At 60.4% G+C, this 20,545-nt stretch carries 19 protein-coding genes, 1 other RNA gene and 1 pseudogene; 12 read left to right on the forward strand and 9 right to left on the reverse strand.

Annotated elements, in window-relative coordinates:
* Positions 1–39: 39 nt before the first annotated feature.
* Positions 40–489, reverse strand: coding sequence for an EVE domain-containing protein (locus tag HK44_RS23715; RefSeq protein WP_019694184.1), 450 nt, complete (start codon positions 487–489; stop codon positions 40–42).
* 199 nt (positions 490–688) lie between these two features.
* Here HK44_RS23715 and HK44_RS23720 point away from each other — a divergent pair, with 199 nt between their 5' ends.
* The gene (locus HK44_RS23720) at positions 689–847 is read left to right on the forward strand and encodes a hypothetical protein (protein WP_019694183.1); all 159 of its coding nucleotides are present in this window, start codon (positions 689–691) and stop codon (positions 845–847) included.
* Positions 848–889: 42 nt separating this feature from the next.
* On the opposite strand, the gene HK44_RS23725 is transcribed toward HK44_RS23720, so the two are convergent.
* The 4 genes from HK44_RS23725 to HK44_RS23740 all read right to left on the reverse strand — a co-directional run bounded on the left by HK44_RS23725 (position 890) and on the right by HK44_RS23740 (position 2,316).
* Positions 890–1,495, reverse strand: coding sequence for a 5-formyltetrahydrofolate cyclo-ligase (locus tag HK44_RS23725; RefSeq protein WP_024265148.1), 606 nt, complete (start codon positions 1,493–1,495; stop codon positions 890–892).
* 88 nt (positions 1,496–1,583) lie between these two features.
* Positions 1,584–1,762: non-coding RNA, 6S RNA (gene ssrS, locus HK44_RS23730), on the reverse strand.
* A gap of 30 nt (positions 1,763–1,792) precedes the next feature.
* Positions 1,793–2,110 (reverse strand): cell division protein ZapA, encoded by a 318-nt coding sequence (locus HK44_RS23735; protein ID WP_019694181.1) that lies wholly within the window; start codon positions 2,108–2,110, stop codon positions 1,793–1,795.
* A complete protein-coding gene (locus tag HK44_RS23740) occupies positions 2,107–2,316 on the reverse strand; it encodes a TIGR02449 family protein (protein WP_007982902.1) in 210 nt (69 codons plus the stop codon). The genes HK44_RS23735 and HK44_RS23740 overlap by 4 nt, the downstream gene beginning before the upstream one ends.
* A 124-nt stretch (positions 2,317–2,440) precedes the next feature.
* Between HK44_RS23740 and HK44_RS23745 the strand changes: the two genes are divergently transcribed.
* From HK44_RS23745 to gcvH, 8 genes are all read left to right on the forward strand, one after another.
* A complete protein-coding gene (locus HK44_RS23745) occupies positions 2,441–3,001 on the forward strand; it encodes a YecA family protein (RefSeq protein WP_019694180.1) in 561 nt (186 codons plus the stop codon).
* 27 nt (positions 3,002–3,028) lie between these two features.
* Positions 3,029–4,363 carry a Xaa-Pro aminopeptidase gene (pepP, locus tag HK44_RS23750; RefSeq protein ID WP_019694179.1) on the forward strand — a complete coding sequence of 445 codons (1,335 nt, stop codon included), beginning with the start codon at positions 3,029–3,031 and terminating at the stop codon, positions 4,361–4,363.
* Positions 4,360–5,547: a 2-octaprenyl-6-methoxyphenyl hydroxylase gene (gene ubiH, locus HK44_RS23755; RefSeq protein WP_019694178.1), complete on the forward strand. Its 1,188-nt coding sequence runs from the start codon at positions 4,360–4,362 to the stop codon at positions 5,545–5,547. Before pepP ends, ubiH begins: the two co-directional genes overlap by 4 nt.
* Positions 5,548–5,653: 106 nt before the next feature.
* Positions 5,654–6,871, forward strand: a complete 1,218-nt coding sequence (locus HK44_RS23760) for a 2-octaprenyl-3-methyl-6-methoxy-1,4-benzoquinol hydroxylase (RefSeq protein WP_187682505.1) — start codon at positions 5,654–5,656, stop codon at positions 6,869–6,871.
* A 166-nt stretch (positions 6,872–7,037) separates the two neighbouring features.
* A complete protein-coding gene (locus HK44_RS23765; RefSeq protein WP_019694176.1) occupies positions 7,038–8,039 on the forward strand; it encodes an extracellular solute-binding protein in 1,002 nt (333 codons plus the stop codon).
* Between the two features lie 208 nt (positions 8,040–8,247).
* Positions 8,248–9,864 carry an ABC transporter permease gene (locus HK44_RS23770; protein WP_019694175.1) on the forward strand — a complete coding sequence of 539 codons (1,617 nt, stop codon included), beginning with the start codon at positions 8,248–8,250 and terminating at the stop codon, positions 9,862–9,864.
* Positions 9,865–10,019: 155 nt separating this feature from the next.
* Positions 10,020–11,102: a glycine cleavage system aminomethyltransferase GcvT gene (gcvT, locus tag HK44_RS23775; protein WP_019694174.1), complete on the forward strand. Its 1,083-nt coding sequence runs from the start codon at positions 10,020–10,022 to the stop codon at positions 11,100–11,102.
* 51 nt (positions 11,103–11,153) lie between these two features.
* A complete protein-coding gene (gene gcvH / locus HK44_RS23780) occupies positions 11,154–11,537 on the forward strand; it encodes a glycine cleavage system protein GcvH (RefSeq protein WP_019694173.1) in 384 nt (127 codons plus the stop codon).
* Positions 11,538–11,626: 89 nt separating this feature from the next.
* On the opposite strand, the gene HK44_RS23785 is transcribed toward gcvH, so the two are convergent.
* A complete protein-coding gene (locus HK44_RS23785; RefSeq protein ID WP_019694172.1) occupies positions 11,627–12,766 on the reverse strand; it encodes a DegT/DnrJ/EryC1/StrS family aminotransferase in 1,140 nt (379 codons plus the stop codon).
* Positions 12,767–12,920: 154 nt separating this feature from the next.
* On the opposite strand from HK44_RS23785, the gene gcvP reads away from it, so the two are divergent.
* Both gcvP and HK44_RS23795 read left to right on the forward strand, forming a co-directional pair.
* The gene (gcvP, locus tag HK44_RS23790) at positions 12,921–15,794 is read left to right on the forward strand and encodes an aminomethyl-transferring glycine dehydrogenase (RefSeq protein ID WP_019694171.1); all 2,874 of its coding nucleotides are present in this window, start codon (positions 12,921–12,923) and stop codon (positions 15,792–15,794) included.
* A 108-nt stretch (positions 15,795–15,902) separates the two neighbouring features.
* Positions 15,903–16,928, forward strand: coding sequence for an IS110 family transposase (locus HK44_RS23795; RefSeq protein WP_024264761.1), 1,026 nt, complete (start codon positions 15,903–15,905; stop codon positions 16,926–16,928).
* Positions 16,929–17,230: 302 nt separating this feature from the next.
* Here HK44_RS23795 and HK44_RS23800 read toward each other — a convergent pair whose 3' ends face one another.
* The 3 genes and pseudogenes from HK44_RS23800 to HK44_RS23810 all read right to left on the reverse strand — a co-directional run bounded on the left by HK44_RS23800 (position 17,231) and on the right by HK44_RS23810 (position 19,924).
* On the reverse strand, positions 17,231–17,563 hold the full coding sequence (locus HK44_RS23800; protein ID WP_019694170.1) for a DUF2388 domain-containing protein: 333 nt from the start codon (positions 17,561–17,563) through the stop codon (positions 17,231–17,233).
* Positions 17,564–17,661: 98 nt separating this feature from the next.
* Positions 17,662–19,443: a GspE/PulE family protein gene (locus tag HK44_RS23805; protein ID WP_019694169.1), complete on the reverse strand. Its 1,782-nt coding sequence runs from the start codon at positions 19,441–19,443 to the stop codon at positions 17,662–17,664.
* 141 nt (positions 19,444–19,584) lie between these two features.
* Positions 19,585–19,924 (reverse strand): annotated as a pseudogene (locus tag HK44_RS23810) (hypothetical protein).
* Between the two features lie 125 nt (positions 19,925–20,049).
* Here HK44_RS23810 and HK44_RS23815 point away from each other — a divergent pair.
* The gene (locus tag HK44_RS23815; protein ID WP_019694167.1) at positions 20,050–20,523 is read left to right on the forward strand and encodes an Lrp/AsnC family transcriptional regulator; all 474 of its coding nucleotides are present in this window, start codon (positions 20,050–20,052) and stop codon (positions 20,521–20,523) included.
* Positions 20,524–20,545: the final 22 nt, after the last annotated feature.

Consider the following 20,545-nt stretch of genomic DNA (forward strand, 5'->3'; position numbering starts at 1 on the left):
TAACCCGATTGACCAGGTGACCGGCCGGTTCTGCATTATTTAGCGCAGGTCGAGCACCGCCGCCCATTGCTCGGCGGTTACCGGCATCACCGACAGTCGTGAGCCTTTCTGCACCAGCGGCATCTCTGCCAGTGCCGTCTGCTGTTTCAGGTAATCGAGCTTCAACACCTTGGAGAACGTCTCGACATGGGCGACGCTGATCGCGCTCCAGGCATTTTTCTCAGGCGTGGCCTTCGGGTCGAAGTAAACACTCTCGGGTTCCAGCGCCGTGGGGTCCGGATACGCTGCTTCGATGATTCGTCCGATCCCGGCGATGCCCGGTTCGGGGCAACTGGAGTGGTAAAAGAAAAACTCGTCGCCGACCGCCATGCCCCGCAGGAAATTGCGTGCCTGATAGTTGCGAACGCCGTCCCAGCGGGCTTCGCCGAGCTTCTCCAGGCCTTTGATCGAGAGCTCGTCGGGCTCGGATTTCATAAGCCAGTAGGCCATCTTTTTTGCTCCGAAAGCAGTGGTCAGGAACGTTGCCCGGCGATTTTATGACAAACCGACGGTCGGTTGACGCCAGCGTTTGCGTGTCGCTTCACGTTACCGCAGAATGCCGGACTTTTAAGCGAGACGCGGCAAGCACGGCCTATTTTGGATGCCGTTGCTGTCATCGTGTGCGACATGCCTTTAGGGGGGGCAATCGATGAAACGCAAACCGGATTTACTGTGGATTTTAGTGATTGTGTTCGGCCTGGGCGTCGTAACCACGGGTTATGCGCAAAGCCTGTGGGCGAACAAGACTGATGCACCGATCGAAGTCGCGCAACAACAGCAACAACCTCTAAAGCCGCATAAGCGCTAATACCGCTGCAAGCGACGCCGCTGATGGCAGTGGCGTCCGAGTCTAGCCCGCGAAATACCACTTCCTGTCAGTCACCGTTCCTTGCATCGGTACATCCCAGCTCGCTTGATCCAGTTTTTCGACTTTCTGACATTCATGGGCCAGGCCCAGTAGCGTCGGCTTGTGCCAGGTCTTGCGGCGCGCCAGATAGGCCAGGCTGCGATCATAGAAGCCGCCCCCCATCCCCAGGCGTCCGCCGTGTTCATCAAAGCCGACCAGCGGCAACAACACCAGATCCAGTGCCCAGACTTTGCGTTGCTTAGCCTGGTTGACCCGTGGTTCGAGAATGCGAAAGCGGTTGGGTCGCAGTTTTTCACCGGGGCGAATGCGCTGAAAGACCATCTTGGTTCGTGGCCAGGCGCTGAGGACGGGCAGGTAAGTCGCCTTGCCCCGACGTTGAGCTGCGCGCAGCAGCAGGCGCGGATCGATTTCGCCGTCGGTAGGCAGGTACAGGGAGATGTGTTTGGCGCGGCGAAACAGCGGATGTTGCGCCAATTGCCGATATAGCCCGCGAGCGGCCTGGCGTTGCTCACTGTTGCTCAGTGCGCGACGGGCCTGGCGCAGCATGCGTCGAAGTTGCGGGCGGGATAGCGGCGCAGGTTCGGTCATCGTCATGGGCTGTTCGAGTGTCGAGGGCACCAGGGCGGTGACATCGTAAAAAGCCGATGCCGGCAAAAAACCGGCATCGGCTTGAATCAGGCTCCCCGGATGAACCGCTGTCGACTTAGCCCTTGAACCCGAAAGTTCAAGGTGGAAGATGCAGTAGGCTTTAAGGCTTTCCGTCTAGCGGACATGCACACCAGCCCAACGTGCAACTTCCAGGGTAGTGCGAATCGGCTCAGGGACATCGTCAACTGGCAAGCACCCCAGGGAGTGGCGCGAGTATACCGCAACCTCCCTCGGGAATCAGCCTTTGCTGACATCCGGATCGGTGGCGAGCACCAGATCCACCCGATCAAGCAGATCACGCACCTGCTCGCGGGTCGAACCACTGGCCTGTACGTCAGGACGTTCTCGCGTATGCAACAGATCGTGGGTGATGTTCAGCGCGGCCATCACGGCGATGCGATCGGCGCCGATCACTTTGCCGCTGCTGCGGATTTCGCGCATTTTGCCGTCCAGGTAACGGGCGGCGCTCACCAGATTGCTGCGCTCTTCCTGGGGGCAAATGATCGAGTACTCTTTATCGAGGATCTGCACGGTAACGCTATTGCTTGAACTCATGAGTCTTGCTCCAGGGCCTTGAGGCGCGAAATCATCGATTCGACCTTACGCCGGGCGATTTCGTTTTTTTCAATGAGGTGCGCGCGTTCCTCGCGCCAGGTCTTTTCCTGAGCTAATAAGAGTCCGTTCTGGCTCTTAAGTTGCTCGACTCGGGTAATTAGCAGCTCGAGTCTGGCCATCAGCGCTTGCAAGTCGGTGTCTTCCATACGTGTTCCACGGGATTTGTCTGATGGGGGGTAACTGGCAGCCTTTAATAGTCTTGGCGAGTCTGTCGATGTAGGATACAAGGCCTTCATTCTAGACATAGCGCCGTCTGGCGCCTAGCTGCCCATGCCCATTCAGAATTCTCCGTATCAAGCCTTCGCCACCCTGCTGAGCACCAGCGGCCATCCTGTATCGCCTGCCGAACTGCACGGCCTGTTGCTCGGTCGCAGTTGCGCCGGCGCTGGTTTTGAAGCCGATGGCTGGCTGGTCGACGCCGCCGAACTGCTCGAAGGCGAACCACAAGACAACGTCCGCAACGCCCTGATCGGCCTGCAAGAGATGGTCAAGGGCGAGCTGACCAGCGACGACATGACGGTCGTTCTACTGCTGCCGACCGACGACGCGCCGCTGACCGAACGTGCCGCCGCACTGGGTCAGTGGTGTCAGGGCTTCCTCAGCGGTTTCGGCCTGAACTGCCGTGACAGTAGCATGCTGAGCTCCGAAGCCACCGAAGTCCTGCAGGATCTCGCGGCTATCGCTCAGGTGCAAGACGCGCTGGAAGAGTCCGACGACGGCGAAAGTGACTATATGGAAGTCATGGAGTACCTGCGGGTCGCGCCATTGCTGCTGTTCACCGAAACCAAGAAACCGGCGCAAGCCGCTGCTGCCAAACCTTCTCTGCACTGATCGTTTGCAAGGGACTTCCATCTGCCCATGATTCATATCCCTAAATCGGAATACACCCGCCGCCGCAAGGCGTTGATGGCGCAGATGGAACCCAACAGCATCGCAATCCTGCCGGCCGCTGCCGTGGCGATCCGCAATCGCGACGTCGAGCACGTTTACCGACAGGACAGCGACTTCCAGTACCTCAGCGGTTTCCCCGAGCCCCAGGCCGTCATCGTGCTGATACCCGGTCGTGAGCATGGCGAATACATCCTGTTCTGCCGTGAACGCAACGCTGAACGCGAACTGTGGGACGGCCTGCGTGCCGGGCAGGAAGGTGCGATCCGTGATTTCGGCGCCGACGATGCCTTTCCGATCACCGACATCGACGACATCCTGCCGGGCCTGATCGAAGGCCGTGACCGGGTGTATTCGGCCATGGGCAGCAATCCGGAGTTCGACCGTCACCTGATGGACTGGATCAATGTGATCCGCTCCAAGGCGAACCTGGGCGCTCAGCCGCCGAAAGAATTCGTTGCGCTGGATCATCTGCTGCACGACATGCGCCTGTATAAATCGGCGGCAGAAGTGAAGGTGATGCGCGAAGCCGCACGGATCTCGGCGCAGGCGCACATTCGTGCGATGCAGGCCAGCCGTGTCGGCTTGCATGAGTTCAGCCTGGAAGCCGAGCTCGATTACGAGTTTCGCAAAGGCGGGGCGAAAATGCCGGCTTATGGTTCGATCGTCGCCGCCGGGCGCAATAGCTGCATCCTGCATTACCAGCAGAATGACGCACTGCTCAAGGACGGCGATCTGGTGCTGATCGATGCCGGTTGCGAGATCGACTGTTACGCCAGCGACATCACCCGCACCTGGCCGGTCAACGGCAAGTATTCGCCGGAACAGAAAGCGATCTACGAGTTGGTGCTGGAAGCGCAAGCCGCTGCGTTTGCCCAGATCGCCCCCAACAAGCACTGGAACCAGGCGCACGAGGCGACGGTTCAAGTGATTACCGCCGGCCTGGTGAAGCTCGGTTTGTTGCAGGGCGATGTCGATGAGTTGATCGCCAGCGAAGCCTACAAGGCGTTTTACATGCACCGCGCCGGCCATTGGCTGGGGATGGATGTGCATGACGTCGGCGAGTACAAGATCGGCGGAGAATGGCGGGTGCTGGAAGTCGGCATGGCGCTGACCGTCGAGCCGGGCATCTACATTGCCCCGGACAATCTGAACGTGGCGAAGAAATGGCGCGGCATTGGCGTGCGCATCGAGGATGACGTGGTGGTAACCAAACAGGGCTGTGAAATCCTGACCAACGGCGTGCCGAGAACGGTCGCCGAGATCGAGGCCTTGATGGCCGCTGCACGGACTCAGGCGGCATGAACCGAGTCAACCTGGCAATCATTGGTGGCGGTCTGGTGGGCGCCAGCCTGGCGTTGGCCTTGCAGGCCGGTGCCCGTGCCCGTGGCTGGAAGATCGTGCTGATCGAACCGTTTGCCCCCGGCGACGGCTACCAGCCAAGCTACGACGCGCGCTCTTCGGCGCTGTCTTTCGGTGCTCGGCAAATTTATCAGCGGTTGGGCGTGTGGCAGGAAATCTCCCGCCGCGCCGAGCCGATCAAACAGATCCATGTTTCCGACCGGGGGCGCTTCTCCACCGCGCGACTGTCGGCCATGGAAGAGGGTGTTCCGGCCCTGGGCTACGTGGTGGAAAATGCCTGGCTGGGCCAATGCCTCTGGCAGGGTCTGGACAAGGAGGTGATCAGTTGGCGCTGCCCGGCCGAAGTCACGCGCATGGAACCGCTGGAAGACGGCTACCGCTTGACCCTCAACGATGAAACCACTCTGGAGTGCGAGCTCGCGGTGCTGGCCGATGGCGGCCGTTCGGGCTTGCGCGAGCAACTGGGGATCGGCGTCAAAAAGCGTCCATACAACCAAAGTGCATTGATCGCCAACATTACCCCCAGCGAAGCCCACAACGGCATGGCGTTCGAGCGCTTTACCGATGATGGTCCGATGGCCTTGCTGCCGCTGCCGGAAAACCGCTGCGCGCTGGTCTGGACTCGCTTGGGCATGGACGCGCAGCGTCTGGCGGCACTCGATGAGCGCAGCTTTCTCAGCGAGTTGCAGGGTGTGTTTGGCTATCGCCTCGGCACGCTCAAGCAGGTGGGGGCGCGGAATCTATACCCGTTGTCGTTGATCGAGGCCGAAGAGCAGGTACGTCCGCATCTGGCCGTGCTGGGCAACGCGGCCCATAGCCTGCACCCGATCGCCGGTCAGGGCTTCAACCTGTCGTTGCGCGACGCCCAGGCCCTGGCCGAGGCGCTGCTTGCCAGCCCGAGTGCACCGGGCGACTTCGCCACCTTGCAGGCTTACCGCGAACGCCAGCGCCTGGATCAGAACCTCACGGTGGGCTTCTCCGATCAGGTCACCCGGTTGTTCGGCAGTACCCAGCCGCTGGTCTCGCTGGGCCGCAACATCGGCCTGTTGGGCCTCGATCTGTTGCCGCCGGCCAAACGTTGGTTCGCCCGGCAAGCCATGGGGTTGGGAACACGCTCCGATGGTTGAGTGGTTACCCCGGTGTTTCGATACTCAGGACGGCGCTGGCAGCGTGGTCGATAAAACCCTTTACGTGCGGCTCACGCCGCAAGCGAGACAGGCTTAAAGCATGGAAATGCGCGCAGATCTGCTGATTGTCGGGGCCGGAATGGTCGGGAGCGCGTTGGCGCTGGCGTTACAGAACAGCGGGCTGGAAGTCCTGCTGCTCGACGGCAGCCCCATGAGCGTCAAACCCTTCGATGTGCAGTCGGCATTCGAGCCTCGAGTGAGCGCCTTGTCGGCCGCCAGTCAGCGGATCCTCGAGCGTCTGGGCGTGTGGGACGGTGTCGTCAGCCGGCGTAGCAGCCCTTATACCGACATGCACGTCTGGGACGGCAGCGGCACCGGGCAGATTCATTTCTCGGCCACCAGCGTCCACGCCGAGGCACTGGGGCATATCGTCGAAAACCGCGTGGTGCAGGATGCACTGCTCGATCGCCTGCACGATTGCGACCTGGGCCTGCTGGCCAATGCGCGCCTGGAGCAGATGCGCCGTTCCGGTGACGATTGGCTGCTGACCCTGGCCGATGGTCGCACGCTACGTGCACCGCTGGTGATCGCGGCGGACGGCGCCAACTCGGCGGTGCGTCGTCTTGCGGGTGTCGCGACCCGCGAGTGGGATTATCTGCATCACGCCATCGTCACCAGTGTTCGCAGCTCGCTGCCGCATCAGATGACCGCCTGGCAGCGTTTTACCGATTACGGCCCGCTGGCCTTCCTGCCCTTGGAGCGGGATGGCCAGCAGGACTGGTGCTCGATCGTCTGGTCGACCACCCCGAGCGAAGCCGAACGCCTGATGGCGCTGGATGACGAAGGTTTCTGCCGTGAGCTGGAGCGCGCCTTCGAAGGGCGTTTGGGCAAGGTGCTGAGCGCCGACCCGCGACTTTGCGTGCCGTTGCGTCAGCGCCATGCCAAGCGTTATGTGGCTGAGGGGCTGGCGCTGATCGGCGATGCCGCTCACACCATTCACCCGTTGGCCGGGCAGGGCGTCAACCTCGGTTTCCTCGATGCCGCAGTGTTGGCTGAAGTGCTGCTGCAGGCGGCCAGCCGTGGCGAGCGCCTGGCGGACGTGAAAGTCCTCAGCCGCTACGAGCGTCGGCGCATGCCGCACAACCTGGCGTTGATGGCAGCGATGGAAGGCTTTGAGCGTTTGTTCCAGGCCGATCCGTTGCCACTGCGCTGGTTGCGTAATACCGGGTTGAAAATGGTCGACCAGATGCCCGAAGCCAAGGCGTTGTTTGTGCGCGAAGCGCTTGGATTGATCGGGGATCTGCCGGCATTGGCCAAGGCCTGAAGTCCTTTGTGAGGCTGATGGCCTCATCACGAGCAGGCTCCCCCACATTGGAGTGCAATCCCCGGTGGTGCAACATCTGGTAACTCCTCCAGGGCGGGATCGGTTGAGAAGCTAAATGTGAGTCCTTATCATTTCGACTCATTTTTGATTTCGAGAGACCGCTCCCATGTTGGCACCGAAGCGTCTACTGACAGCCCTCGCCCTGACCCTGATCGGCACCACTGCCCAGGCCGCCGACGAGGTGGTGGTCTACTCCTCGCGTATCGACGAGCTGATCAAACCGGTCTTCGATGCCTACACCCAAAAAACCGGCGTAAAGGTGAAGTTCATCACCGACAAGGAAGCGCCGCTGATGCAGCGCATCAAGGCCGAAGGCGAAAACGCCACCGCCGACCTGCTGCTGACCGTCGATGCCGGCAACCTTTGGCAGGCCGAGCAAATGGGCATCCTGCAGCCGTTCACCTCCAAGGTGATCGACACCAACATCCCGCAGCAATACCGCGCCGCGTCTCACGCCTGGACCGGTCTGAGCCTGCGGGCGCGGACCATCGCCTATTCCACCGACCGGGTAAAACCCTCGGACCTGAGCACTTACGAAGCGTTGGCCGACAAGCAGTGGGAAGGCCGGCTGTGCCTGCGTACCGCGAAGAAGGTCTATAACCAGTCGTTGACCGCGACCCTGATTGAAACCCACGGCGCGGAAAAAACCGAAGAGATCCTCAAGGGTTGGGTGCGCAACCTGTCCACTGACGTGTTCTCTGACGACATCGCCGTACTGCAAGCGATCAGCGCCGGGCAATGCGACGTCGGTATCGTCAACACTTACTACTACGGCCGTCTGCATCAGCAGAAGCCGGATCTGCCGGTCAAGCTGTTCTGGCCGAACCAGGCCGACCGTGGCGTACACGTGAACCTGTCGGGCATTGGCCTGACCAAGCACGCTCCGCACCCGGAAGCCGCCAAGGCCCTGGTGGAATGGATGACCACACCTGAAGCGCAAAAGATCTTCGCCGACGCTAACCAGGAGTTCCCGGCCAACCCGGCGGTGAAACCGTCCGCGGAAGTCGAGGCCTGGGGCACGTTTAAACCGGACACCCTGCCGGTTGAAGTGGCTGGCCTGCGTCAGGCTGAAGCCATTCGCCTGATGGACCGCGCCGGCTGGAACTGATTCGCCGGTATTGTGGCGAGGGAGCTTGCTCCCGCTCGGCCGCGAAGCGGTCGTAATCCGGCAATCGCGTTCCATCTGAATATTCGCGGTGGCTGATTTTAGGGTCGCTTCGCCCGAGCGCGGACCGACCCGCGGGAGCAAGCTCCCTCGCCACAAAATAGGGCTGGCTGCATTACTGCGTCGGCTCCGAACTTTTTAGAGACTTTCCTTGGCCCATCCCGCCCAACGCCGTTGGTATCCGCTGGTTTTCGTCGTCGCCGCCCTGGTGGTTCTGCCACTGAGCGTGTTGCTGCTGTCGTGGCAAACCGTCGATATGCAGATCTGGTCGCACCTGTGGGACACCCAGATGCCGCGCCTGCTGGGCAACACCCTGATGCTGATCCTCGGCGTCGGGGTTGGCGTAACGCTGTTGGGCGTGAGCCTGGCGTGGCTGACCAGTCTCTGCGAATTCCCCGGGCGACGTTGGCTGGATTGGGCGCTGATGTTGCCGTTTGCGATCCCGGCCTATGTGCTGGCGTTCGTTTTCGTTGGATTGCTGGATTTTGCAGGCCCTGTGCAAACCCTGCTTCGCGAGTGGTTCGGCAGTGGCTTGCGGTTGCCGCGCGTGCGCTCCACCGGTGGGGTGATTGTGGTATTGGTGTTGGTGTTCTATCCCTACGTCTATTTGCTGGCGCGCACGGCGTTTCTGGCCCAGGGCAAAGGTCTGATGGAGGCTGCACGCGTGCTTGGCCAATCACCGTGGCAAGCATTCTGGCGTGTGGCCTTGCCGATGGCCCGGCCGGCGATTGGTGCCGGTGTGGCTCTGGCGTTGATGGAGACGCTGGCGGATTTCGGCGCAGTGTCGGTGTTCAACTTCGACACCTTCACCACAGCCATTTACAAAACCTGGTACGGCTTCTTCAGCCTGTCGAGCGCTGCACAACTGGCCAGCCTGTTGCTGTTGGTGGTGATGTTGCTGCTGTACGGCGAGCGCCGTGCGCGTGGCGCCAGCCGGGCGAGTAACGAGAGGCCACGGGGCAAGGCGCTTTATCACCTGCGCGGGTTCAAGGCTGTGGCCGCTACCGGTTGGTGCGGGCTGGTGTTCGCCTGCGCGTTTGTCATTCCATTGCTGCAACTGCTGGCGTGGTTCTGGCAGCGCGGGCGCTTCGACCTGGATGAGCGTTACGCCGGGCTGATCATCCATACGTTGTACCTGGGCGCCATGGCAGCGCTGATCACCGTCAGCGTCGCGCTGCTGCTGGCGTTTGCCCGGCGCCTGGCGCCGACCCGGACGATTCGCTCCGGGGTCAGCCTGGCCAACATCGGCTACGCCTTGCCCGGATCGGTGCTGGCGGTATCGATCATGCTGGCGTTCAGTTACCTGGACCGAGAATTGGTGGTGCCGCTGTCGGGCTGGCTCGGCGGTGCAGGCAAACCGTTGCTGCTGGGCAGCCTGTCGGCGTTGTTGCTGGCGTATCTGGTGCGCTTTATCGCGGTGGCCTACGGCCCGTTGGAAAATAGCCTGGCGCGGATCCGTCCGTCGTTGCCGGAAGCTGCACGCTGTTTGGGTGTCAGTGGGCCACGACTGTTTTTCAAGGTGTATCTGCCGTTGTTGCTGCCCGGCACGTTGAGCGCGGCGCTGCTGGTGTTCGTCGATGTGCTCAAGGAAATGCCCGCAACCTTGCTGATGCGCCCGTTTGGCTGGGACACGCTGGCGGTGCGGATCTTCGAAATGACCAGCGAAGGCGAGTGGGCGCGGGCGTCATTGCCGGCGCTGACACTGATTCTGGTAGGCCTGTTGCCAGTCATCGGGTTGATTCGACGTTCGGCACATCAAAACGGCTAGGTGCCAGTCCTACACCTTGCGGCTACAATGCGCGGCATTCGGTGCGGATCGTCCTTCAGACCGGGTCGCTGAAATAGGCTGAAAGCCTTCTACTTCAAGGCTTTCAACCATGCAGCGCCTGTCCGTACCTTCGCCACGCCCGGAAGGAGAAACCCATGGGACAGCGTACGCCTCTGTATGACCTTCATCTCGCACTTGGCGCGAAGATGGTCGATTTTGGCGGTTGGGATATGCCATTGCATTACGGTTCACAGGTCGAGGAACACCATCAGGTGCGCCGCGACTGTGGGGTTTTCGATGTCTCCCATATGACCGTAATCGATGTCAGCGGCCCTCAGGCCAAGGCCTGGCTCCAGCATTTGCTGGCCAATGATGTCGAACGTCTGCACAGCGTCGGCCGTGCCTTGTACAGCACCATGCTCAATGAGCGGGGCGGGGTGGTCGACGACATGATTGTCTATCGCCTGGAAGACGCTTACCGCCTGGTGGTAAACGCCGCCACCCGTGATCAGGACATGGCCTGGATGCAGGCCCAGCTCGGCAATTATCAGGTGCAACTGCACGAGCGCAGCGAGTTGGCGATGCTGGCGATTCAAGGTCCGCAGGCGCGGCAAAAGATCGCCGAACTGGTGACCCAGTCCCGTGGCACGCTGATCCAGCAGCTCAAACCGTTTGAAGGTCAGTGTGACGGTGACTGGTTCATCGCCCGTACCGGTTACACCGGCGAAGACGGTCTGGAGATTGCCCTGCCGGCCGATCAGGCGCCGGGATTCTTCAACGATCTGGTCGGAGCGGGCATATCGCCCATTGGCCTTGGCGCCCGCGACACGCTGCGCCTTGAGGCTGGTATGAACCTCTACGGCCAGGACATTCATCAGGATGTCTCACCGCTGGCTTCCAATATGGCCTGGAGCATTGCCTGGGAACCGGCCACTCGTCAGTTCATTGGCCGGGCCGCGCTTGAGGCTGAACGGGCAGCCGGGGTGAAGCAAAAACTGGTCGGTCTGGTGCTCGAAGAGCGTGGGGTTTTACGCGCTCATCAGGTGGTTCGCATCGCTGATGTTGGCGAAGGTGAGATCACCAGTGGTAGTTTCTCTCCTACGCTTAGCAAATCGATCGCCCTGGCGCGGGTGCCGATGGCGACCGCCGACCGGGCAGAAGTGGAAATTCGTGGCAAGTGGTACCCGGTTCGGGTGGTCAAACCGACTTTCGTGCGTCACGGCAAAACCCTGATCTAACTTTTTCTGGCGGGCCAACACCGCTGAAATTTCTTCTTGAGGATACAGAACATGAGCGATATCCCTACCGACCTGCGTTTTGCCGAAAGTCACGAGTGGGCGCGTCTGGATGAAGATGGCGGCGTAAAAGTCGGTATTTCAGACCATGCTCAGGAAGCTTTGGGTGATGTGGTGTTCGTCGAGTTGCCGGAAATCGGCAAAGTCTTCGCTGCCGGTGAAGCTGCGGGCGTAGTCGAGTCGGTCAAGGCTGCTTCGGATATCTACTCACCGGTCTCCGGAACAGTCATCGCCGTTAACGAAGAGTTGGCCAACAGCCCGGAACTGGTCAACAGCGCGCCATACGACAGCTGGTTCTTCAAACTCGAGCCGACTGATACCTCTGAGCTGGACAAGTTGCTCGACCCTACTGGCTACAAGAACGCCATCGGCGAGTAATGCTCGCCCCGTAGGAGCACGGCTTGCCGGCGATAGCGCTCTCAAGATCGCCATCGCCGGCAAGCCGTGCTCCTACAAAAGCGTCACGCTCAAGCCTGCAATACAGCCTTCACCGCCGCCACTGAACGCTCGACATCGCTTTTGCTCATGGCCGTGAACATCGGCAGCGAGACGATCAGGCGACCGACGCGTTCGGACACCGGGAACATGCCTTCCTTGAAACCGCGTTCGCGGTAAAGGCTCAGCAGGTGGATGGGCGGGTAGTGGTAGCCGATGCCGACGCCCAGCTCCTGCATTTGCTCCATGAAGGTTGCGCGGGCCGGTTTGCCGTCCTTGCGCTCTGGCAATACCAGTTGGAACAAGTGCCAGTTGCTGTTGGTGAAGTCTGCCGGTGGCAGCTGCGCACCGTATTTGGCTTCGAAATCGCTGCCGAAACAGGCGAAGTAATGCTTGGCCAGTTCGCGGCGGTGAGCGGTGATGGCTTCAATGTGGGCGAATTGGCCCAGGCCAATGGCCGCTGCCACGTCGGTCATGTTGAACTTGCCACCCAGCACGTCGACGTCCAGGCCGTCGAAGCCGGTACGGGTCACGCCTTGCAGGCGATACTTCTCGGCCAGGCGCACTTCTTCAGCGTTGTTCAATACCAGGCAGCCACCTTCCGAGGAGGTGACGTTCTTGTTCGCCTGGAAGCTGAACGACACGAAGTCGCCTGTAGCGCCGATGCGCTGACCATTCCAGCTCGAACCCAATGCCTGGGCGGCGTCTTCGACAATGCGCAGGCCGTGTTTCTTGGCGATCGCGTACAGGCGGCTCATGTCCACCGGCAAACCGGCGAGGTACACCGGGATAATGGCCTTGGTACGCGGGGTAATAGCCGCTTCGAGCTGGTCCAGGTCGATGTTGCGGGTGATCGGGTCGATGTCGGCAAACACCGGGGTGGCGCCGACTTCGAGAATCACGTTGGCCGTGGCGACCCAGGAAATCGGTGTAGTGATGACTTCGTCACCGGCACCGATCCCGGCGATGCGCAGGGCGATCTCCATGGTGCAGGTCCCGGAGTTGAAGGTACGCACCGGACGGCCGCCAAAAAACTCCGAAAGCTGTGCTTCGAATGCCTGCACCTTCGGCCCGCTGGTGATCCAGCCGGAGCGCAAGACATCGCCGACAGCGGCAATTGTGGCTTCATCGATAGTAGGTTTGGAAAATGGCAGAAAAGGCAGTTGGCTCATGACGATCAGTGCACCCGATTGGCTGACGGTGGATATATGCGCCGCACATGATGAGCCTGATTGAGCAAAGACGCCATGCCGAGTGCGCAGGGGGAGCTATGCTGCTGTGATCGAGTTGCATCGACGTTGAGCGCCATTCAAGAGAGAGCCCGTCATGTCCCAGTTGCCATCCTTGAGCCAGTTACGAGACCCGAATGCCTTTCTGCGGCGCCACTTGGGGCCGGACACCGCCGAGCAGCAGGCGATGCTCGACAGCCTCGGGCTTGGCAGCCGTGTCGAGCTGATCGAGCAGACAGTGCCTCCGGGAATTCGCCTCAATCGCGTATTGGACTTGCCGCCAGCGCTCGATGAAGAAGCCGCGCTGGCCAAGCTGCGCGGCTATGCCGAACAGAATCAGGTCTGGACCAGCCTGATCGGCATGGGTTACCACGGCACCCTGACGCCCGCGGTGATTTTGCGCAACGTGCTGGAAAATCCCGGTTGGTACACCGCCTACACCCCCTATCAGCCAGAAATTGCTCAGGGGCGACTCGAAGCACTGCTCAATTTCCAGCAGTTGACCATCGACCTGACGGGCCTGGAACTGGCCAACGCCTCGTTGCTCGACGAAGCCACGGCGGCGGCTGAAGCCATGGCACTGGCCAAGCGTGTCGCGAAGTCGAAAAGCAATCTGTTCTTCGTCGACGAGAACTGTCATCCACAAACCATTTCCGTGGTGAAGACCCGCGCTGAAGGCGTTGGCTTCGAGCTGATCGTCGACACTGTGGATAACCTGAAACGGCATCAGGTGTTTGGCGCGCTGCTGCAGTATCCCGATACCCATGGCGAAATCCGCGACCTGCGCCCGCTGATCGATCACTTGCATGCGCAGCAGGCGCTGGCCTGCGTTGCGGCTGATCTGCTGAGCCTGTTGTTGCTGACGCCGCCAGGTGAAATGGGGGCTGACGTGGTATTCGGCTCGTCCCAGCGCTTTGGCGTACCGATGGGCTACGGCGGCCCGCACGCAGCGTTTTTCGCCAGCCGCGATGAATACAAACGAGCGATTCCCGGGCGGATCATCGGCGTTTCGAAAGATGCTCGCGGCAATGTCGCGCTGCGCATGGCCCTGCAAACCCGCGAGCAACACATCCGTCGCGAGAAGGCCAACTCGAACATCTGCACGGCCCAGGTCTTGTTGGCCAATATCGCCAGTTTTTACGCGGTCTACCACGGCCCGCAGGGGCTCAAACGGATTGCGCAACGGGTACACCGGCTAACGTGCATTCTCGCCGCCGGGCTGGAGCGCAACGGTATCACCCGGCTCAACCGGCATTTCTTCGACACTTTGACCCTGGAAGTTGGCGGCAGCCAGACCGCGATCATCGACAGCGCCAAAGCGGCGCAGATCAATCTGCGGATTCTTGGGCGCGGGCAGGTTGGTTTGAGTCTCGACGAGAGCTGTGACGAACGCACGGTGGCCAAGCTGTTTGATGTGTTCCTGGGCGCCGATCACGGGCTTGATGTCGCCGAGCTGGATCGCGAGCCGCTGGTCTCCGGGATTCCCGATGGCTTGTTGCGGGCCACGCCGTATTTGCGCCATCCGGTGTTCAACGCCCACCACAGCGAAACCGAAATGCTGCGTTACCTCAAGCACCTGGAGAACAAGGACCTGGCGCTCAACCAGTCGATGATTGCGCTGGGCTCCTGCACCATGAAGCTCAACGCCAGCAGCGAGATGATCCCGATCACCTGGCCAGCATTCGCCAACCTGCACCCGTTTGCGCCGAAAGAGCAGGCGGTGGGTTATTCGCTGATGATCAGCGAACTGGAAAGCTGGCTCTGCGCGATCACCGGTTTTGATGCGATCTGCATGCAGCCCAACTCCGGCGCCCAAGGTGAATACGCCGGGTTGCTGGCGATCCGCAAATACCATGAAAGCCGTCAGCAAGGTGCGCGCGATATCTGTCTCATTCCCGCGTCTGCCCACGGCACCAACCCGGCCTCGGCACAGATGGCCGGGATGCGGGTGGTGATCGTCGACTGCGACGATGCCGGTAACGTCGATCTCGATGACCTGAAAGCCAAGGCGACGGCTGCCGGCGACAAGCTTTCCTGCCTGATGGCCACTTACCCTTCGACCCATGGGGTGTACGAAGAGGGCATCAGCGAAATCTGTGAAGTTATCCACAGCCACGGCGGTCAGGTGTACATGGATGGCGCCAACCTCAACGCGCAAGTCGGACTGGCTCGGCCGGCGGATATCGGCGCCGATGTCTCGCACATGAACCTGCACAAGACCTTCTGCATTCCCCATGGCGGCGGCGGGCCGGGGATGGGGCCGATTGGGGTGCGGGCGCATTTGGCGCCGTTCGTTGCCAATCACCCGGTGGTGCCGATCGAGGGACCCCATCCGCAGAATGGCGCGGTCAGCGCGGCGCCTTGGGGCAGTGCGAGCATTTTGCCGATCAGCTGGATGTACATCGCGATGATGGGGCCGCAGTTGGCGGATGCCAGTGAAGTGGCGATTCTTTCGGCCAATTACCTGGCGAAACAGTTGTCCGGTGCGTTCCCGGTGCTCTATACCGGGCGCAACGAGCGGGTGGCGCACGAATGTATCCTCGACTTGCGACCGCTCAAGGCACAGACCGGTATCAGCGAAGAAGATGTTGCCAAGCGGTTGATGGATTACGGCTTCCATGCACCGACCATGTCTTTCCCGGTGCCGGGTACGTTGATGGTCGAGCCTACCGAAAGTGAGTCCAAGGCGGAACTGGATCGCTTTATCAGCGCGATGCTGAGTATTCGCGCGGAAATTGCCGAGGTGCAGAATGGCAATTGGTCTGCCGAGGACAACCCGCTGAAACGCTCTCCGCATACGTTGGCGGACATTACCGGCGTCTGGGATCGGCCCTACAGCATCGAACAAGCGGTGACCCCGGACACGCACACCAGGCTGCATAAATACTGGCCGACGGTGAACCGCGTGGACAACGTTTACGGGGATCGCAACCTGTTCTGCGCCTGCGTGCCGGTGGATGAATACCGCTGAAATGCACTGCTTTGATGAGGCGCAAATCAAATAATGAAATGGCTACCCCCGCCGCCCCCTGTGATCGCCCACTAAGCTTTCGCAGGGGGCTCATCGGAGACCGTTGCCATGAACAAAGTAGCTATTGCCGCCATCGATCTGGGAAAACACTCTTTCCATCTACACGCGCAAGATGATCGTGGTCATGAGCTTTACCGCAAAAAGTTTACTCGTGCGGCGCTCATGCAGCACCTGATGAATCTCGAACCCTGCACCGTTGTGATGGAAGCCTGCGGCGGAGCCCACTTCATGGCGCAGGAGGTCGCGAAGCTGGGACATACGCCCAAGCTCATTGCCCCGCATCTCGTACGCCCTTACGTGAAAAGCAACAAAAACGACTTCGCTGATGCCGAGGCGATCTGCGAGGCGGCGACTCGTCCAACAATGCGCTTTGTACACCCCAAAACCCAGGCTCAGCAGCTGCTGGCCATGCTCAACTCGACACGCGATTCGTTCATCAAAGAGCGCACCGCGACCGTCAATCGGATTCACGCAGCGCTTTTGGAGGTCGGCGTCAGTCTGGCCACAGGCTTCAAGCCCATCAAAGAACTGCCCGCTCGGCTTGAAGCGAGTTCAATTCCTGTGCCCATCAAAAAACTTCTGACGAGGTTGCAGGAGCACTTCACCTATCTGGATGGGCAGATCAAGACGCTGGACAAGGAAGTGGAATGCCAGGCCGCCGAAGATGATCTGGCGGCTCGTTTGATGACCATGCCCTGCGTAGGCCCGATCACCTCCAGCGTCCTGGCTGCCGAATTGGGCGATGGCAAGCAGTTCAAATGCGGCCGAGGCTATTCGGCCTCAATCGGGCTGATACCCAAACAGCATTCTACGGGCGGCAAGACCGTCCTGCTGGGCATCAGCAAGCGAGGTGATCGCAACCAGCGGCGCCTGCTTGTCCAATGTGCCCGTGTTTACCTGATGCAACTGGACCGACAGAAAGGCTGGCTGGCGGACTGGGTCCGGCAGCTATTGGCCCACCATCACTCCAACCATGTGGTCTGCGCGCTGGCCAACAAGCTGGCAAGGATCGCCTGGGCGATTGCTGCCCACCACACTGAATTTGATGCAGGGCCAACCGCGATGAACGCCTGACCCTGCTGTCACCCGAGCACCACCCACCTGGTTTTGCGATGCTGGATAACAGATGACGTGAACGGCTAACCGGCCTGACGACAACCCTGAGCTCCCACACGGCTGAAAGGCCGTTCGAATAATTAGGATCGTTAGGCATCGATTCTCATCGAGGCGCGGGGTTGCCACCCCACACAGACGCCGGATAGATGAAAGCAAGCCAAACACGCATCAAAAACAGTATTGCAGAAAAGGGGGTAACCATAGATGTGGGAGCGAGCAGGCTCGCTCCCACAATGGATCGCATTTTTACAGCAACAAAATTATTCCGGGGCTACAGCGTTCTTGGCCAAAATTGCGTTGGCCAGTTCCATGTCGGTAGCCTTCAAACCTGGGTTGTCCGCACGGACTTTCTGCATGGCAGATTCCAGGTACGGACCACGGATATTGCCGTCACTGGCCACGAAACTGCTGGCGTCGTCCTGAGCGGCAACGACCAGCTTGTGATCCCTGGAGGTCAGGTAGGTGGACGCGGTGGTCGCGCCTGAGGAAATAACTTCTTGCAAGATGCCGTCATGGTCGTGGTCATGGGCCATTGCTGAACCGACAGACAGAGACAGCAAGGCAAGCGTAGCGGCAGCAAGTTTAAAGCGCATTGTGGGTGACTCCAGTGGGGTTTCTGGCGGGTTGGATTGCCAATACCCCAAACGAGTTCCGTAGCGTTCATCGGCGTGTTCGACCAGGATGCCCCCCGCTATTTCTGCTCACTCTGCGGTGTCACCCGCAGCACCTCTTCAATCGTCGTCAACCCCGCCGCCACTTTTTGTGCCCCCGACAGCCGCAGACTGCGCATGCCTTCCTTGAACGCCTGACGACGGACGGCGAGCAGGTCGGTGTCGGGGTTGATCAGGGCTTTGACGCTGTCGGTCATTTGCATGATTTCGTAGACCCCGGCGCGTCCGCGATAACCGGTGTCGCGGCATTCCAGGCAGCCAATCGCGCGTTGGGCGTTGCCAGGCAGCGGTGCTTGCCAGGGCCGGGTCAAGGTTTGCCAGTCGTCTTCGCCCAGTGTCAGCGGTGCCTTGCAATGCGGGCACAGCGTGCGGACCAGACGTTGCGCCATGACTCCCAGTACGGTGGCTTTGATCAGGTAATGCGGCACGCCGAGTTCCAGCAGGCGGCTGATCGCGCTCGGTGCGTCGTTGGTGTGCAGGGTCGACAGCACCAGGTGCCCGGTGAGCGCCGCTTGAATGGCCATTTCGGCGGTTTCGAGGTCGCGGATCTCACCGATCATGATGATGTCCGGATCTTGTCGCATCAGTGCGCGTACGCCGCTGGCAAAGGTCAGGTCAATGTTGTGCTGGACCTGCATCTGATTGAACGCCGGCTCGACCATTTCGATCGGGTCTTCGATGGTGCAGAGGTTGACCTCTGGCGTCGCGAGTTTTTTCAGCGTGGTGTAGAGCGTGCTGGTCTTGCCCGAACCGGTCGGTCCGGTGACCAGAATGATGCCATTGGGTTGGCGGGTCATGTCCTGCCAGCGGCGCAGATCATCGGCGGAAAACCCGAGCTGGTCGAAGTCCTTGAGCAGCACTTGCGGATCGAAGATCCGCATGACCATTTTTTCCCCGAACGCGGTGGGTAGCGTCGACAGCCGCAACTCCACTTCGCCGCCGTCTGGAGTCTTGGTCTTGACCCGGCCATCCTGGGGTTTGCGCTTTTCTGCAACATTCATCCGCCCCAGGCTCTTCAGGCGACTGACGATCGCCATGGTCACCTGCGGTGGAAATTGATAGACGTTGTGCAACACGCCGTCGATGCGAAAGCGCACGGTGCCTTGCTCGCGTCGTGGTTCGATGTGGATATCACTGGCGCGTTGCTGGAAGGCGTACTGGAACAACCAGTCGACGATGTTGACGATGTGCGCGTCGTTAGCGTCCGGCTCCTGATCGCTGGCGCCGAGGTTGAGAAGCTGTTCGAAATTGCCCAGGGTGTTCATGTGCTGGTCGGCATGGGTCGCGCCGCTAACCGATTTGGCCAGGCGGAAGAATTCCACGCTGAAGCGCTGGATGTCCGCCGGGTTGGCCACTACCCGTTTGATCGGCAACTGTAGAACGTGGGTCAGGTCGGCTTCCCAACTGCGCACATAAGGCTGCGCGCTAGCGACAGTGACGGCGTCGCGGTCGATCGATACCGCGAGGATCTTGTGGCGTTGGGCAAAGGCGTAGGACATCAACGGGGTAATTTGCGCGACGTTTATTTTCAGCGGGTCGATGCGCAAGTAAGGCTGGCCGGCCTGTTGTGAGAGCCACAGGGTCAGGCTTTCCAGATCCAGGCGTTTGCCGGGGCGGCTGAGGTCGTCGAGGTGTTGGCTGGCAAGGAACTCCAGCGGGTGCAACTGGCTGTTGCTGGCATTGCGGCGGGTGGTCAGCGCGTGCTCGGCCGAGTCCTGGCTGATGAAGCCCTGGGCGACCAGTTCGCGCAGCAGGTCATTGAGATCCAGCCAGCGATCCTGAGTGGCGAGTTGAACGGACATCCGGGCTCCTTATGGAAACGATCCTGCAACGAGCGGTGTAGACAGGTGCGTCTCTGACCACAGATGCCAAGAATAGTCCCCACAAGGGCCGGCCGTTCGGCCATCGGCCGATTCATCGTTGCGAGCCTTTACCGGGGCGCTTCAACCGGCGGCCTGCGCGGGCTGAACCCGTTGCGAATCAGCCGCTTGCAGTTCCACCGAGCAGACACTGATCAGGTTACGTAATTTTTCCGCGATCACCTGGGCGCGGTGCCAGCTCAAGCCGTCCATGACAATACCGATCGACAGCAGGTCGTCGTCGCGCAGCACATTGACCTGCTGCGGCACCAGAAACTGCAACGCGAACAGATTCAGCGCCCGACACAACACGTCCGGTTCGGCCTCGGCCAGCAGTTGGTAGTGCACGCGACAATGGGCATTGCTGACGTTCCACACGTCGGCACGGGTAGGGGGGGTTGCTGACGGCTTCGAGCGGGGGCATGGTCGGTCTCCAAATCATTGGAGAAATTTTTACATTCGGTGCCGGGTATTTCTTATCTATGATGGGCTTAATTGGTTTTAAATCGAATTAAACAATTCTCAAATAATATTTTTACGGGTTTTTCTATGCATAGCCAGCTGGACGCGTATGACCGACGGATTCTGGCGCTGCTGCAAGAGGACGCCTCGCTTTCCAGTGCGCAGATTGCCGAGCAGGTCGGGTTATCGCAGTCGCCGTGCTGGCGGCGCATTCAGCGGATGAAGGAGGAGGGGGTTATTCGTGGGCAGGTGACCTTGCTCGATCGCAAGAAAATCGGCCTCAACACGCAGATCTTCGCCGAGATCAAACTCAACGCCCACGGACGTTCGAACTTCACGGAGTTCACCGAGGCAATTCGCGGTTTTCCGGAGGTGCTGGAGTGCTATGTGCTGATGGGGGCGGTGGATTTCCTGTTGCGGATTGTCACGGCAGACATCGAAGCCTATGAGCGCTTCTTCTTCGAGAAGCTGTCAATGGTGCCGGGGATTCAGGAGGTCAACTCGATCGTGGCCTTGTCGGAAATCAAGTCCACGACGAGTTTGCCGGTGTTGCGGGGCTGAGCTTTGTAGTGGAAGTGCTGGC

It is taken from the genome of Pseudomonas fluorescens HK44 (assembly GCF_000217955.3).
Lineage (GTDB): Bacteria > Pseudomonadota > Gammaproteobacteria > Pseudomonadales > Pseudomonadaceae > Aquipseudomonas > Aquipseudomonas fluorescens_AQ.